The organism is Rhodococcus sp. D-6 (assembly GCF_040256695.1).
GTDB lineage: Bacteria > Actinomycetota > Actinomycetes > Mycobacteriales > Mycobacteriaceae > Rhodococcus > Rhodococcus pyridinivorans.
Window position 1 is genome coordinate 4,806,989 of the sequence record NZ_CP132970.1, and the last position, 13,083, is coordinate 4,820,071.

11 protein-coding genes and 1 pseudogene are annotated in these 13,083 nt (G+C 66.7%); 6 read left to right on the forward strand and 6 right to left on the reverse strand.

From position 1 onward, the window contains the following. The first annotated feature begins 200 nt into the window (after nt 1–200). The 4 genes and pseudogenes from RBB84_RS22610 to RBB84_RS22625 all read left to right on the forward strand — a co-directional run bounded on the left by RBB84_RS22610 (nt 201) and on the right by RBB84_RS22625 (nt 3,440). Nucleotides 201–1,315: pseudogene (locus RBB84_RS22610) on the forward strand (tyrosine-type recombinase/integrase). After that, the gene (locus RBB84_RS22615) at nt 1,312–2,325 is read left to right on the forward strand and encodes a hypothetical protein (RefSeq protein ID WP_350246885.1); all 1,014 of its coding nucleotides are present in this window, start codon (nt 1,312–1,314) and stop codon (nt 2,323–2,325) included. Before RBB84_RS22610 ends, RBB84_RS22615 begins: the two are co-directional and overlap by 4 nt. A 213-nt stretch (nt 2,326–2,538) precedes the next feature. Beyond that, nucleotides 2,539–2,898: a hypothetical protein gene (locus RBB84_RS22620; RefSeq protein WP_039584627.1), complete on the forward strand. Its 360-nt coding sequence runs from the start codon at nt 2,539–2,541 to the stop codon at nt 2,896–2,898. 35 nt (nt 2,899–2,933) lie between these two features. Next, nucleotides 2,934–3,440 carry a hypothetical protein gene (locus RBB84_RS22625; protein WP_350246887.1) on the forward strand — a complete coding sequence of 169 codons (507 nt, stop codon included), beginning with the start codon at nt 2,934–2,936 and terminating at the stop codon, nt 3,438–3,440. Between the two features lie 239 nt (nt 3,441–3,679). Here RBB84_RS22625 and RBB84_RS22630 read toward each other — a convergent pair whose 3' ends face one another. Continuing rightward, nucleotides 3,680–5,689: a DUF499 domain-containing protein gene (locus tag RBB84_RS22630; RefSeq protein WP_350246889.1), complete on the reverse strand. Its 2,010-nt coding sequence runs from the start codon at nt 5,687–5,689 to the stop codon at nt 3,680–3,682. An 855-nt stretch (nt 5,690–6,544) separates the two neighbouring features. On the opposite strand from RBB84_RS22630, the gene RBB84_RS22635 reads away from it, so the two are divergent. Together RBB84_RS22635 and RBB84_RS22640 are read left to right on the forward strand one after the other, a co-directional pair. Next, a complete protein-coding gene (locus RBB84_RS22635) occupies nt 6,545–7,219 on the forward strand; it encodes an NYN domain-containing protein (RefSeq protein ID WP_064257809.1) in 675 nt (224 codons plus the stop codon). Continuing rightward, nucleotides 7,216–8,061: a hypothetical protein gene (locus tag RBB84_RS22640; protein WP_064257808.1), complete on the forward strand. Its 846-nt coding sequence runs from the start codon at nt 7,216–7,218 to the stop codon at nt 8,059–8,061. The genes RBB84_RS22635 and RBB84_RS22640 overlap by 4 nt, the downstream gene beginning before the upstream one ends. Before the next feature lie 188 nt (nt 8,062–8,249). Here RBB84_RS22640 and RBB84_RS22645 read toward each other — a convergent pair whose 3' ends face one another. The 5 genes from RBB84_RS22645 to gluQRS all read right to left on the reverse strand — a co-directional run bounded on the left by RBB84_RS22645 (nt 8,250) and on the right by gluQRS (nt 13,080). Then, a complete protein-coding gene (locus RBB84_RS22645) occupies nt 8,250–8,909 on the reverse strand; it encodes a hypothetical protein (RefSeq protein ID WP_350246891.1) in 660 nt (219 codons plus the stop codon). 305 nt (nt 8,910–9,214) lie between these two features. Next, the gene (locus RBB84_RS22650) at nt 9,215–10,036 is read right to left on the reverse strand and encodes a hypothetical protein (protein ID WP_350246893.1); all 822 of its coding nucleotides are present in this window, start codon (nt 10,034–10,036) and stop codon (nt 9,215–9,217) included. A 235-nt stretch (nt 10,037–10,271) separates the two neighbouring features. Beyond that, the gene (locus RBB84_RS22655) at nt 10,272–11,024 is read right to left on the reverse strand and encodes an RDD family protein (protein WP_064256674.1); all 753 of its coding nucleotides are present in this window, start codon (nt 11,022–11,024) and stop codon (nt 10,272–10,274) included. Between the two features lie 110 nt (nt 11,025–11,134). Continuing rightward, the gene (locus RBB84_RS22660; protein ID WP_006552514.1) at nt 11,135–12,061 is read right to left on the reverse strand and encodes a hypothetical protein; all 927 of its coding nucleotides are present in this window, start codon (nt 12,059–12,061) and stop codon (nt 11,135–11,137) included. A gap of 86 nt (nt 12,062–12,147) precedes the next feature. Then, on the reverse strand, nt 12,148–13,080 hold the full coding sequence (gluQRS, locus tag RBB84_RS22665; RefSeq protein ID WP_033097942.1) for a tRNA glutamyl-Q(34) synthetase GluQRS: 933 nt from the start codon (nt 13,078–13,080) through the stop codon (nt 12,148–12,150). Between the last annotated feature and the right edge of the window lie 3 nt (nt 13,081–13,083).

Below are 13,083 nucleotides of genomic sequence, written 5' to 3' on the forward strand. Positions count from 1 at the left end.
ATCTTCCTGTCATGGCGTTACTCACCGATGGGCCGATGAGTTACGGCGAGAAAAGCCCACCCTGAGGATTCACCAGAGGCGTCAGGGCGGGCGCCGTTCGAGCCGACACATACGCCGCTCATTGCCGTCGAGCACGGACCCGTGTCGGCTTTCGCCCGGACGACTCTTCGCCGCCTGTACCGACTTCCGGGGACCCTGCCGTGCCGTCCGTCCCGGCCCTGTCAGCCGAGGCCCTCACGAAGGTGGCAGGGACCGTCTCGCGGTCACGGTCCGAGTCGACGCGGCGCAACTACGCCGCCGATTGGGCCCGCTTCACCGCTTGGTGCCGGCAGGAAGGGCATGCGGCGTTGCCGGCGCATCCGCTCACCGTCGCCGCCTACCTCCTCGATGCCGCCGCGACGGTGACGGAGGCGGGGAGCGGGCCTACTCCCCGGCCACGCTGGCCCGCTGGGTCGCCGGGATCGGCTTCCACCATCGCCGCGCCGGCCATCCCGCCCCCGGGACGGATGAGCTGGTCACCGCGACCCTGTCCGGGATCCGCCGCGACTACTCCGCGGCAGGGGAGCGGCCCCGCAGTCCGCGAGCGCCGCTGTTCACCGCCGACATCCTCACCATCGTCGACAAGATGCGAGCGGACAGCACCGGCTGGGCCGACGAGGTCCTCGAACGCCGCGACAGTGCGATCCTGCTGCTCGGCTTCGCGGGGGCGTTCCGCCGCAGTGAACTCGTCGCGCTCACCTGTAGCGACGTGTCCCTGCATCGGCTCGACGGCTTACACGTCCGTCTACGTAAGACCAAGACGGATCAGGAAGGGCGGGGGAGTGTCCGGGCGCTGCCGTTCACCCACTCGAATGTGAGTTGTCCGCCCTGTGCGTGGCTGCGGTGGGCGCAGGTGGTTGCCGCCTTCGACGCCGGTGGCCGCCCCGCCGTCATCCGCCTGCTCCGCACCGCCGAGCCGTTCGAGGCACATGTGTGTCGCGGTGTGCGGCCGCGCATGGTGCCGGCATCACCGTGGCTGCGATCGATCCGGAAGAACGGCAATCTCTCGGACACCGCCCTGTCGGGGGCGGCGGTGCACAAGGCCATCCGTCGCCGCGCCACCCGGGCCGGCTACGACCCGGAGATCGTCCAGCAGCTCGGTGGGCATTCGCTACGGGCCGGGTTCGTCACCCAGGCCTTCCGCAACGGCGCCAGTGCGCACGCGATCATGCGCCAGACCGGGCACAGCACCCCCGCCATGTTGGAGGCCTACGCCCGCGAACACGCCCCGCTCATCGGGAACGCTGTCACGAATCTCGGGTTGTGGCCGCGATGACCAGCACCGCACGAGAAGGCATCCGCCGCAACGAGGTTCACGATGCCGACCTCGGCCTGCGCATCCCGGCCCGCTACCGGCACGACTGGGCGCTGTTCGCCGACTGGTGCGCCGCCGCCGACCACCGGCCCATCCCCGCCACCCCGGAGACCCTCGCGCTGTTCCTGCACGAGCACCCCGCCGCGGTCGCGACGCAGCGGCGCCGCCTGTCGGCGATCAACGCCGTCCACACCCGCCACGGCTACCCGCCGCCGGGGCGGACCGAGACGGTGCGCCGCCACCTCGACACCACCCGCACTTCGCGTCTCGACCGGATCGGTCGCCTTCTGGTGCAGCGGGCGGCCGAGCTGCCCACCGAAGGGTGGCCGAGCGGACTGTTCGGCCGCCGCGACGCCCTGCTCCTGGTCCTCTCCGCCACCGGCATGAGCTTCACCGACCTCACCCGGCTGCGCCGCCGCGACATCCGCCTCGACGGCAACACTCTGGTGGCCACGACCCGGGCCGGCGAACGCTTCCGTCTCGCACAGGATCCCGAGACCGGGGGCAACCCGGCTGCCGCGATCTATCGGCGGTGGGCGGAGATCCAGACTTTCCTCGACCAGCACCCCGGCACGCACCTGCTGCGCCACCACCTTACCGACCCCGTCGACATCATCGCGGATCCGCTCGATGCCGAGCAGGCCCGGCAACCGTTGCTGTGTCCGATCGACCGCTGGGGACACCTCCCGCACGCGCAATCGATGACCCCACAATCGGTATCGGCATTGGTACGGGCGCATCTGTCCGGCCAGTCCCCGGCGCGCAAGGCGCTGTCTGTTACTCCACAGGACCACACCGACTCCTGGATCGAGCCCGATATCGTCCTCGACCCCGACTACTACGATCGCGGCGCCCAGGCTCGCCGCCGTGACCACGAGACCCTCGAAAGCCTCACCGACGTCTTCGACGAGATCGAAGCCCGCGCCGACGCGCTCCTCGAGGACTTGATGGGACTGTTGGAGGGGCTGTAATCGGCAGCTACGGGCAGGATCGGCCGGGAGATTCAGGCAAGCAATACAAGTAATGCATGCGAAGACCACAATCGGTCTGCCTTGCGACATGACCTCGGTTCGCTCTAAAAGCGTGCTGGTTAGGGATCGTCAGACAGCACACCAGTGCCACCCCGCCAGCTTCCGCTATCATAGGATTAGTTGAGATTGTTGTTTAATCATTAGGTCTAAAACATGGACAGTTATAGCGAGTTGCGAGCGGCGGTCGTGGACGCCGGCGTCTACACCACGACGATGGAAACGCTGAAGCGGATCCAGGACGCGGGACGGCTGGGGATCCACGTCCGGTCCGCCATCAGCCGGGCCCTGGCCTCCCACGGGATCGGGCACCTTCCTGCCGAGTTGCCACCCAATCAGGACGACGAAGTCCGCCTCTACCTGCTCGGCACCCCCATCGCCGATGTGGTGAGCGCCGTCCTGACTCCCAGTGAACGTGGGGATGCGATGCTGCGTTCCGTGGGCTCGTCCGACGCTCAGGAAAAACTCGCGGTCATCCGCGACATCGTGTGCGGTTCCTCCACAGAAGGAGCCTGACGTGACCGCACCTGCCGAGGATGTGGGGGCGGGCCGTGCATGTCTTCGTTGACGAGTCCAAGCGCGACGACTACCTCCTCTGCGCCGTGACCGTCGTACCGTCCGGCGTCGACGAGATGCGCAAACGGATGAGAGAGCTGTGCCCCAAAGGGAGCAGTCGAATCCACATGAAGTCCGTGGACAGAAAGACAGCACCCAAGATCGTGACCGAGGTCGCGAAGCTGAATGCCGACAGTCGCCTGTATGTGGTCAAGTCACGCAAGCTGTCCGAACGTGAGGCGCGGGACCTCACGCTCACTGCGGCGGCTCACGATTTGGTGGAGCTGTCGGCAAGTCGTGTGGTCATCGAGTCGTGCGATCAAGATCGAGAAGACAATCGGGTGATCCGGCAGGCGGTAGGTCCGCAGGCCCCGTTCGAGTACCTTCACGATCGTCCGAACAATCCGTTGCTGTGGCTTCCCGATGTTCATGCGTGGGCATGGGGCCGGGGTGGGTCCATCCGCCGCAAGATCGAGCATCGCATCGAGGTCATCACCCTCTGAGATACGCGAAGGCCCTCCCCGGATGGAGAGGGCCTTCGTTACGTGGGATGGGCACGCAAGGCTGGAAACCACCTGGTGGAGCTGCCCCGAGGGGTACTTACGCTCCGGAGACCTCCTACACGAACCGCTTCCCTCGACTACTGTCTCGGGCACCACGTACTGTACCACTTTTGTACCGTTCCAGTACTACTCCTGTACTAGTTCAGCGCTACCTCGACAGCATCGCCGTAGACGATTGATCAGTCAGTTTTGAATCCAGCCTGGTCGAATTTGAGGACGGTGGCGTTCTCGCTGACCGTGCGGATTTTGTTCTCCTCGAATCCGTTCGGCGTGGTGGCGGTGATCTCGACCCGGACTTCGAGGTGAACACCGTCTGCGGCGGCGAGGTGTTGGATGATCTCGTTGGTGATCTTGTTGAAGTCGCGGGCGTAGAAGTCCGGGTGCAAGGCGGTGGACCCGAAGAATCGGGTTTTCGCCACCGGAGTGGTACCTCCAGTTTCACTGCGGCTATCCGTGCGTGTGGCCGTGGTGCTCTGAACCGTCCCATCGGGGGCAGGAGAGGTGTCGTCGTCGCCCGCGGGGGAGTCGCTTTCGTGCTGAGAGGCGCCTTCGCCCTGGGTTGCCTCGTATTCGGCGAGTTCGCGTTCGCGTTGCGCTTCGGCTCGCTCAGGCTGGACCAACAGCAACGCATCGGTAATCTGCGGCACGCTGACTTGATCGGACGGCAGGACCAGTCCGAGATAGTTCTGTCCGTCCCAGTCCACGGCCAGGGCAAATCCGGTCTGCTGCCAGAACATCTCGCGAGGTACCGACTGCACTCCGTCCTCGAGGACGGTGCGATCGCGCAGCCTCGCCAGGTACGGGTAGGTGGTGTAGTAGTTCCACAATTGACCGAAGCTGATGTGGCCTTCGCGGTCCCAGGCGGCCTTGAGGGTGCCGGACAGGTCGTGTCGAATCAGGCCGGCGCTGCGCTGCAGGGTCAGCAGCGATTCGTTGCGCAGCTTGGCGGCGGCGCGGGCAGCCAGATCGGTGGTGGTGCCGTCGGCCTTGAACGCTTCGATCTCGAGGGGCTTGGTGGCCTCACGCTGGGTGGGAGCGAGCACCCAGTGATAGGTCTGCAGCAACCGGTCGGCGACGGCCTGATCGTGGGTGGCGACCCGGTCGACGGCCTGCTGGCGTTGCGCGGCAGTCAAATTCAGGTCCTTGTCGGCGTTGTCGCGGATGTAGGACCAGGCCAGAAAGTCCCGGACCGCGCTGGCGAGTTCGGCCCAGCGGGCGTCGTCGGCGGCAAGGAAAGCGACCATGTTGCGGTGGGTGCGGGCAGCGCTGCCGCGGTGTTCGGTGACGTCTTTCGCCCAGATCGCTGCCGGGGAGTCGGCCTTAGCTTTGCGGTTGTGTAGATGCGCGGGCGGCACGATCACCAACCGCACCTCCGGTACGTCCGGTACGTCCGCCGACGAGTCGGGTGCGACATGCACGCCGGCAAATCCGTCCGAGGCGGTCTTGCGGTGCTCTTGCAGTCGGCGCACGACTTCGGCCCAGACGTCCTCCTTGTGAAGGCGTTCGGCGTGGTCGCGGGCGGTGCGGGTGGTATTGGCTTGGGTGTCGTACCAGTACAGTGACCCCGAGTTGTAGAAGTAGGTAGCAGTATTCGCCAGATGGTTCAGCGCCGAATGGAAGTTGCCCGGCACATCCCCGGGCAGGGCGGTGCCGAGGAAGATCCGCTGCTTGTCCAAGCCCTTGTGCGCGGAGGTCAAGGTCGGGGTCGCGCCCATGAACACGGTGCGGGCCAGGCGTTGGGTGGTCAGGCGTTGGCCGAGCAGCTGGTTGGTGTTGTCGACCTGGGCGGGAGCGGAGTTCGGTCCGTCGACGTCGGTGTCGATCAGAGCCTTCCACTGGTCGTCGAGGTACTGGGTCAGTTCGGTGACGACCTTGTCGGCGCGTAGCGGGATCGATCCGGGCATGATCAGCGGGGCGGTGTCGTTCTCGCGCCAGAGCTGACCGACGATGACGTTCATCAGCCGCAGGACACCGCGGGTGCGCTGGAAGCGTTCGAGGGTGGACCAGTCTTGGTAGAGGCGGTCGAACAGCTCCGGGTGGATCGGATAGGAGCGGCGGATGCGTTCTTCGTAGTCGAGTTCGCGGACCTCGCGGGGAAAGTCGCTGCTGTTCTTGACGTAGAACGCCACCATGGCCTTGGCGGTGGCGTTGATCTTTGCCAGGGCGGTGCTGTCCGGGGTTTCGAACAACCGCCACCACTCCTACGAGGACATCGCCGTGCTCGCCGCGCATGCGGCCGATGTGCCGAGACGTTGCGCGCATTCTGCCCGGGGCGACACCCACGTCATCTTCAATGGCACGCTCATCACCACCGACAGAGTCGCGTCCGTGCCCACCCGAGAACTGGCGTACGAGACGGCGAAGGGCTTCTCACCATGCGGGCATGGCCAGTCAACTCCCCAACGACATCGCTGGGACCACACCCGCCCGATGAACAGGCATTGATCCGGATATGAGCTGACCTCGGGCCGGACCCCGATCTCAATGGGGCGCACATTCACGACACGTTCTGGCTTCGGCGGCACGGGTAGAGGCCCTATTCCACTTCGAGAGCCTGCAGACCCCAGACCGATGGGGTCGACGTGTCCGTCGAAGGCGGATGCCGGCTGGAAATCCTGGGGTCTCGGCTTCGCGTAGCCAACGCGTTAGACGTCGAACTGACCCCCAACCATCGAATGTGACCAACATCACATTCAGCGGGAGGGTTATCGCTTTCGACGGGGTCGGTGAGCCGTCATACGCCGCGGGTCGACCCCTGCTGTCGCGGCGCTACAGCCGACTCGGCGGAGAGCGTCGCTGCTGGTCGCCGAATTTTCTTTTTATATGGAGCTTTCTAGCACGAAAAGCACCATAAGAATTACAACTTGACGTGCAATTCTGCTCCTAACACAAAAACAGTTGCCAAAAACGAAAATCGCTTTAGATATGTTGCTTCCCAGCCGCTTTCGCTTTCTGGCGAACCGGGGCGGGGTGCGCTAGCGTCGTGATTGCCGGCGCCGCAACCACCAAGTTCCGCAACACCATTCGGATCGAGGACTACCATCATGAACATTTCCCCGTCGTCCCGTCATGCCCTCAACACCCGTCCCCAGCTGCGCCTGGTGCCCACCCCCGCCCTTCAGGATCGGCCGAGCGGATCCGCTCCCGATGTCCCGGACCGTGTCGATGTCTTCCTCGACATGGGGTACGTCATCCGCTCGGCGCGCACAGCCTTCGGTTGGCGCGTGGGATCTCGCACCCCGGACCCCCTCACCACCGCCCGAGAGATCCTGGCGCTGCGACGCCGGCCCAGTGAGCTCGGCACCGTGCACGTCTTCGACGGCCTCCACGACCCGGCTCGTCGACCGCTCGACCATCATCGGATGCTCACCTGGAAACACCAGGTCGAAACCAGCGGCGAGGTAACCGTTCACCTGCGGCCTCTGCAGTACCTGCCCGACGGCGGATTCCGGCAGAAGGAAGTCGACACCACCCTGGCGTTCGCCATGGACGATGCGGCCCGCTCCGGACATGCCGATGCGATCGTTGCGTTCACCGGTGACCGGGACTTGCTGCCCGCGGTACGACGAGTGATCGCCGCCGACGTCCGCTTCGAGTCCGCATGCTGGGGACAACGCGGCGGAATCTTCCTGCCGGACATGCGCACCTGGACCCATCGACTCGGCCGCGCCACCTACGAACGATGCATCGCCACGGGAGAATTCGGAGACGCCGCATGAGCGTCTCGCACCGTCCGGTGGGGACGTTGCTCGACGCATTCGTCGCGCAGCTTCCCCGCCAGCCCACCGCCGACCGCCGTATCGACCGCACCGCCCGCATCGTCGCTGCCACCGTTGCCGCCGTGCAGGCATCCTTGGATGCTCCGCTCAAGGCACTGCGCAGTGAAGCACGCACCCGATTGACCGGCCACCCTGCGCCGCTGCTGCCCGAACCCGACCTGGAGGTCACCTGCAGCACCGCCCTGTTCGGCCAGGTCTGCGCCACTGTGTCCGACGCTTCCTCCTTGATGACTCGCTGCCACCACAGATCGACGTGGGCGGTACTGGCCGCCGCCGCGGCCGACCTGCGCACCCTGACCCGGCTGGTGACCTCCCCACTCGTCGATGCCGGCAGCATCTTGGCCGTCGACTCACTACGCGCCGAGAACATGCTGAGCGACCACATCGCGCAGATCCTCGGCGTGGACACACACCCACCCGCACCACCAGTTGAGTACCCGATGAAGGACTCGCGGGAAGGGAGTGGACGCTCGGTCGTGGACGAGCTGATCCGATCCGTTCGCGCAGTGACCGACACCGAAACCGGTCGGCTTCCTGCCTCTGCGGTCGATGTGCACGCCTCGCCAGACCGGATCGACTACCCCCACGACGAGCCCACCACCGTCGCCCAAGCGTGTGTTGCCTTGGACCTGCTCACGCACGCCACTACCCTGTTGTGCGCGCGGCTGGCAGAGCTCTATTGCGACGACCAGTGGACCACCAGGGAGGCGGAGATCGCCGATGCCATCGACGCGATGAAAAATCGGGTGTGGCCCCGGGCAGAGTCCACATCTTGGGACTGACATCGCCTCCTACTCGCCGCGATGCGATCAGACGTTCGACCGACTTCGACCAGCCGACGGGTTGGGAGGCTCTTGCGGTGCCGCGAGCGGGACCCCGTCCGAGCCGTGGGCGCTCCGAGATCCTCACCGTCGACGGCGCTGCGGATGAACCAGTCGCGTTGGGGGCGTGGCTGATCCGGGATCTCAATTTATGAGTAACGGGCGATCTCGTCGGCGGTGATCTCCTTAAGTGCTCCGGGTCCGGGCAGGTCGTAGCGGGCCACGGTCACTGCCGGATAGCCGTGGGCCTTGGCGACCGCGGTGTCGATGGCGATGCTGCGACCGGCGATCACCAACACGGTGGCCGCGGCTTCGCCGCCGGCGCGGTTCATGGCTTCTGCTGCCTCGCCGGGTCCGGGTCGGTGTCGTCGTTGCTTCCCGGATCGGTGCGTGGAGTCGCAGCGGACGTGCCTGCGTTCGTCGCAGTGGAGGATTTCCGTCGGGTCCGGCCGGCTCGAGGTGCGGATCGTGCGAGCAAGTGCCCGTAGCTGCTGAAGTGAGCGGATTCCGTCCGGGACACGGTCGTCACCCGGTCGCCGTCCACCTCGGGAGCAGGCGCGGAAATCCTCGGTGCCGGTCTCGTTCATCGCATCCTGGAGGTCTTTCGCTGCGGCGATGTACTCGGCGCGGTCCTGTTCGGTGAGCGAGCCGAGGTAGCTGTCCAAGGTCTCGATCCGAGTCTGGGCGTGGGTGTGCGCTGCCGCGTCGGCCGTCGTCTGCGCGGGTGTGCCGCTCCGGTGCGATGCGGTGGTCGGCGCGTGGGCTGTGGTCGATCGTGTGCGGAATCGGCCGCGTAGTGCGGTGAACATCGTTCCCCTCGGTGCGTGTCGGTGGCCTCTCATCATGCACGCCACCCGAGACGATTCGACCACGCATCGACTTTGGACGGATGCGATCCCGCAGGGCCCCGGGTTCAGGTGGGCAGACGAAACCCCAGGGGGTGTCTACGACGTCGCGGCCCTGGTCGGCGATGAGTGAGTGCCTGAGTGCAGAAAGCATCCCCGCCGCAAGGGGTACGGCGGGGATGGCCGAATCCAGTATGACAGGTCGACCCCTTCGAACCTCGAGGTCCGCAGCTCTGGCAGCCGGCAGGACAGGGACCCCGGCTGGGGGTTCACGGGCCGGCCGGGGGCGTGCGCAGGTCCTGGAGTTCGGCGCGCAGTTCGGCGACACGTTCGCGGGCGGCTTCGGCTTGCGCGTGTGCGGCGGCGGCGTCGGCGCGGGCGGTCTCGGCGCGGTCGCGTTCGGCTGCCGCCGCGGTGCGGGCGGCGGTGAGTTCGGCTTCGAGCCGCCGGGTGTGGTCGGCTGCGGTGGCCGCCGCGGCGTCTTTCTCGGCGATCGCTCGGGTCAGCCGCTCGCGGTGCTCGTCGAGTTGCCCGGTGAGCAGCTCGATCCGGTGCTCGAGGCCGGCGATCTGCTCTCGGTGGGTCGAGGCGGCCTGATCGAGCTGCTGCTGCCAGCGGTCCTGTGCCGCGGCGTGGTCGGCCCGGGCTGCGGTGAGCTGGGCGAGGGCCTCGGTGGCCTCGGCGTCCGCGGCAGTGGCGGCGGCATCGGCGTCGGCGCGTTCGGTGCGCGCGGTGTCGAGTTCGTCCCGTAGTGCCGCGATCTCGGCTGCGGCGTCGGCCCGGACCTTGTCGGCCTCGGCCTGCACGCGCCGCAGCTGTGCATCGATCGCCGCCGGATCGGCGAGCAGATCGGTCGCGGTGGTGATCGACGACGCGATCGTCGTCAGCGTCTCGAGCATCGCCTGGGCTTCGCGGCGCAGCAGTGGTACCGCGTCGGTGAGGGTGCCGATCGCCGAGGTCGGATCGGTCGGCAGCGCATCCTGTTGTTGCTGGGCGCGGGCCTTGTCTTTCTGGCGCTGCCGCCAGGCCCGTACCCGGTCGGCGTCGGTGGCGTATTCGCGGCGCCGTCCCCCTCTGGCTTCCTCAGCCATGACCCCGCCCTCCCGACCCGATGACGTACCGTATCCAGGGATCGTAACATCATTCGTAACGTACGTATCACGATACGTACGTTACGAATGGCAGGAACCGATGTGCGTACCAGGAGATCAACCCCTGCCGTCGTCGTACCTCCATCAAAGTTCACGAGAGCACCCCCTCCGAACACCCCATATGCGACGAACGGGTCCCGTCCTGACGAGGACGGGACCCGGAGCGCACGGGAGATCAGGACTTACGTACCCGGGTGCCGCCGGCGAACTTGTCGTGGAAACCCTGCTTGTTGCCGTCCTGCTCGATGGTGACCGCGATACCGATGTATGCGGCGAGCGAAAGCAGACCGGTGAGGAAGCCCAGCAGCGGGACGCCGGTGAGGATCTGCAGCGCGACGAAGGCGTTGCGCTTGGCGGCCTGCTCGAGGGTGGGGTTACCACCGGCAGGGCCGGCGACCGACAAGCCGAGGAGCTTCTTGCCGATCGTCGCGCCCCGAGCGGACTCCATGTACGTCCAGTAGCCGAAGGCGACGACACCGCTGACGACCGTCATGAAGAAGTCCACGAAACCGCTTCCACCGCTCGCGAGGATCATGATCGCGCTCAGGATCCCCATGGGGATACCAACGATGAGGCCGTCGATGATGCGGGCGCCGAGACGCGGGAGCAGTTCCCCCGGGGTGCCGGCACCGAAATTCGGATCCGGGCCGGGGAATCCCGGGCCGCCGAACCCACCGTCCTGCGGCGCCCCGTACGGGGGTGCACCGTACTGAGGAGCGCCGAACTGGGGCGCACCGAATTGGGGCGTTCCGTTCTGCGGGGTTCCGTACTGAGGAGCGCCGTACTGGGGGCCACCGTTCTGGGGCGCGCCGTACTGCGGGAACTGCTGGGTGTAATCGGGCGGGGTGGCGCCGTACGAGGGGGCGCCGGGATGACCGCCCGTCGCCCGAGGATCCTGCTGAGGGGGTGGATAGCCACCAGTGGTCACTTATGTCTCCCTTGTCGCGATCGGCATGGCAACGCGCCACGGTACAGCGTGCCGTGGCGCGTCGGTAGATATGCCTACGGATGCGACGGGAGGGTCCCGCCGGGGTTGTGTCAGGCCGCTACGGGACCACCCGTGGTGACCCGGTAGGCGTACGTGACGGCGATGATCGACACCGGCACGGTGACCAGCAGGCCGATCAGGCACAACAGGGCACCGAGGAGATTGATGCCGAGCAGTGCGAGGGCGAGCAACACCAGCGTTCCCGCATTCGATTTGACGGCATTGAAGCTCGACTTGATCGCGGTGACGGCATCCTGATTGCGATCGATGACGAACTGCATCGTCCACCACGCGAAGAACGCGAACACCAGGCCCGGGAGGATGCACAGCACGAGACCGATCGACGTGCCGATGCCCACGAGCAGACCTGCGAGGATGACCGCACCGATCGGGCCGATCTGGAGGAACGTCCCGAAAGCGGGGCGCTGCCCGTCGGTTTCGGCCAGCGCACCGCGCACGAAGGCGGCCTGGATCAGGTATCCGACGATCGCCGAGACGATGCTGCCGATGGCGCTCAGGAAGGTGAAGTCCGTCGCCTCACCGGTGAAGTCGAACCCGTTGAAGATGCCGCTGATCAGGCCCTGGATGACGAACGCGGCGAGCATGAAGACGATCCACACGCCGGCGTTACCGCTGAACTTCGACCAGCCGTAGGAGATCGCGTCGCCGACATTCAGCTGATTCGGAGGCGGACCACCGAAGCTCCCGGCGCCGTACGCACCCGGAGGGGGCGGGTAGTCACCACCCGACGGGGGAGGCGGATAGTTCCCCGGCGGCGGGTAGGACCCACCCGGCGGCGGGTAGTTGCCACCCGAGGGCGGGGGGTAGTTCCCCGGAGGGGGGTAGTTGCCGGGCGGCGGATAGTTCCCACCCGGCGGGGGAGTGCCACCGCCCGAGGGCGGCGGATAGCTTCCGGGTGGCGGATAACCACCCGGGTTCTTCGGATCCTGATTCGGGTCGTAACCACCGGTGGTCATGGCTGCCTCTCGTCTCCGGGATCGGACACTTCCGAGAGAGTACGGACATCACCTCGGGTCCGCATCCGCTATGTCCGCATCGTGTCCTATCGGATGCCTTCCTCCGACGGGGTGAACACCCACGGATCGCGGGGGAGTCTCACGGGATTCCAGCGGTCCAGCAACAGTTCCGGCGACACGGGCTCGCCGGGGTCGGCGAGTCGCAGCGACACGGCGATCGTGCCCAGCACGTCGGCGGCCGTGTGACCGAGCGCGAGCTGATCGGCCAGTGTCACCGCGCCGTCCCGTTTGGCCAGTCGCTTACCCTCCTTGCCGAGCGCGAGCGGCACGTGCGCGTAAACGGGTTCCGACAGTCCGAGAAGGTGTGCGAGACAGGCCTGCCGGGGCGCGGAAGTGAGCAGGTCGTCTCCGCGTACCACCTGATCGATGCCCTGGTCGGCGTCGTCCACCACCACTGCGAGGTTGTACGCGGGGGTTCCGTCGTTGCGGCGCAACACGAGATCGTCGACGATGCCCGTGAAATCTCCGTGCAGCAGGTCGTGGACGGTGAACCACTCCTCGGTCGCCCGCAACCGGATCGCGGGGGCGCGGCCGGAGGCCCGGCGCTCGGCCCGCTGCTCGTCGGTGAGGTTGCGGCAGGTGCCCGGATAGGCGCCCGCAGGGGCGTGGGGTGCGGAGGTGGCCTCGAGGATCTCGCGTCGGGTGCAGTAGCACTCGTAGGTCAGACCGGCCTGCTCGAGCCGCGCGATCGCCTCGTCGTACAGGCGCCGGCGGCGGGACTGGTGGACCACCCGGCCGTCCCAGTCGAGACCGATCGCCGCGAGATCCGCGAGCTGGCGTTGCTCCGCGCCGGGACGCACCCGGTCGAGATCCTCGACGCGGACCAGGAACCGACGGTTGGTCGACCGCGCGAACAACCACGCCAGGACGGCGGTGCGCAGATTGCCCAAGTGCAGGTCGCCGGAGGGACTCGGTGCGAAGCGACCCGCTCCTGCTTCGTCCTCGTCCGAAAGTGACACCCG

Excerpts from the sequence above, each read along its gene's own strand:
- RBB84_RS22645 (WP_350246891.1), bottom strand. The coding sequence starts at position 8,909 with ATGTTCACCGCACTACGCGGCCGATTCCGCACACGATCGACCACAGCC.
- RBB84_RS22660 (WP_006552514.1), bottom strand. The coding sequence starts at position 12,061 with ATGACCACCGGTGGTTACGACCCGAATCAGGATCCGAAGAACCCGGGT.
- RBB84_RS22640 (WP_064257808.1), top strand. The coding sequence starts at position 7,216 with ATGAGCGTCTCGCACCGTCCGGTGGGGACGTTGCTCGACGCATTCGTC.
- RBB84_RS22620 (WP_039584627.1), top strand. The coding sequence starts at position 2,539 with ATGGACAGTTATAGCGAGTTGCGAGCGGCGGTCGTGGACGCCGGCGTC.
- RBB84_RS22635 (WP_064257809.1), top strand. The coding sequence starts at position 6,545 with ATGAACATTTCCCCGTCGTCCCGTCATGCCCTCAACACCCGTCCCCAG.
- RBB84_RS22615 (WP_350246885.1), top strand. The coding sequence starts at position 1,312 with ATGACCAGCACCGCACGAGAAGGCATCCGCCGCAACGAGGTTCACGAT.
- RBB84_RS22650 (WP_350246893.1), bottom strand. The coding sequence starts at position 10,036 with ATGGCTGAGGAAGCCAGAGGGGGACGGCGCCGCGAATACGCCACCGAC.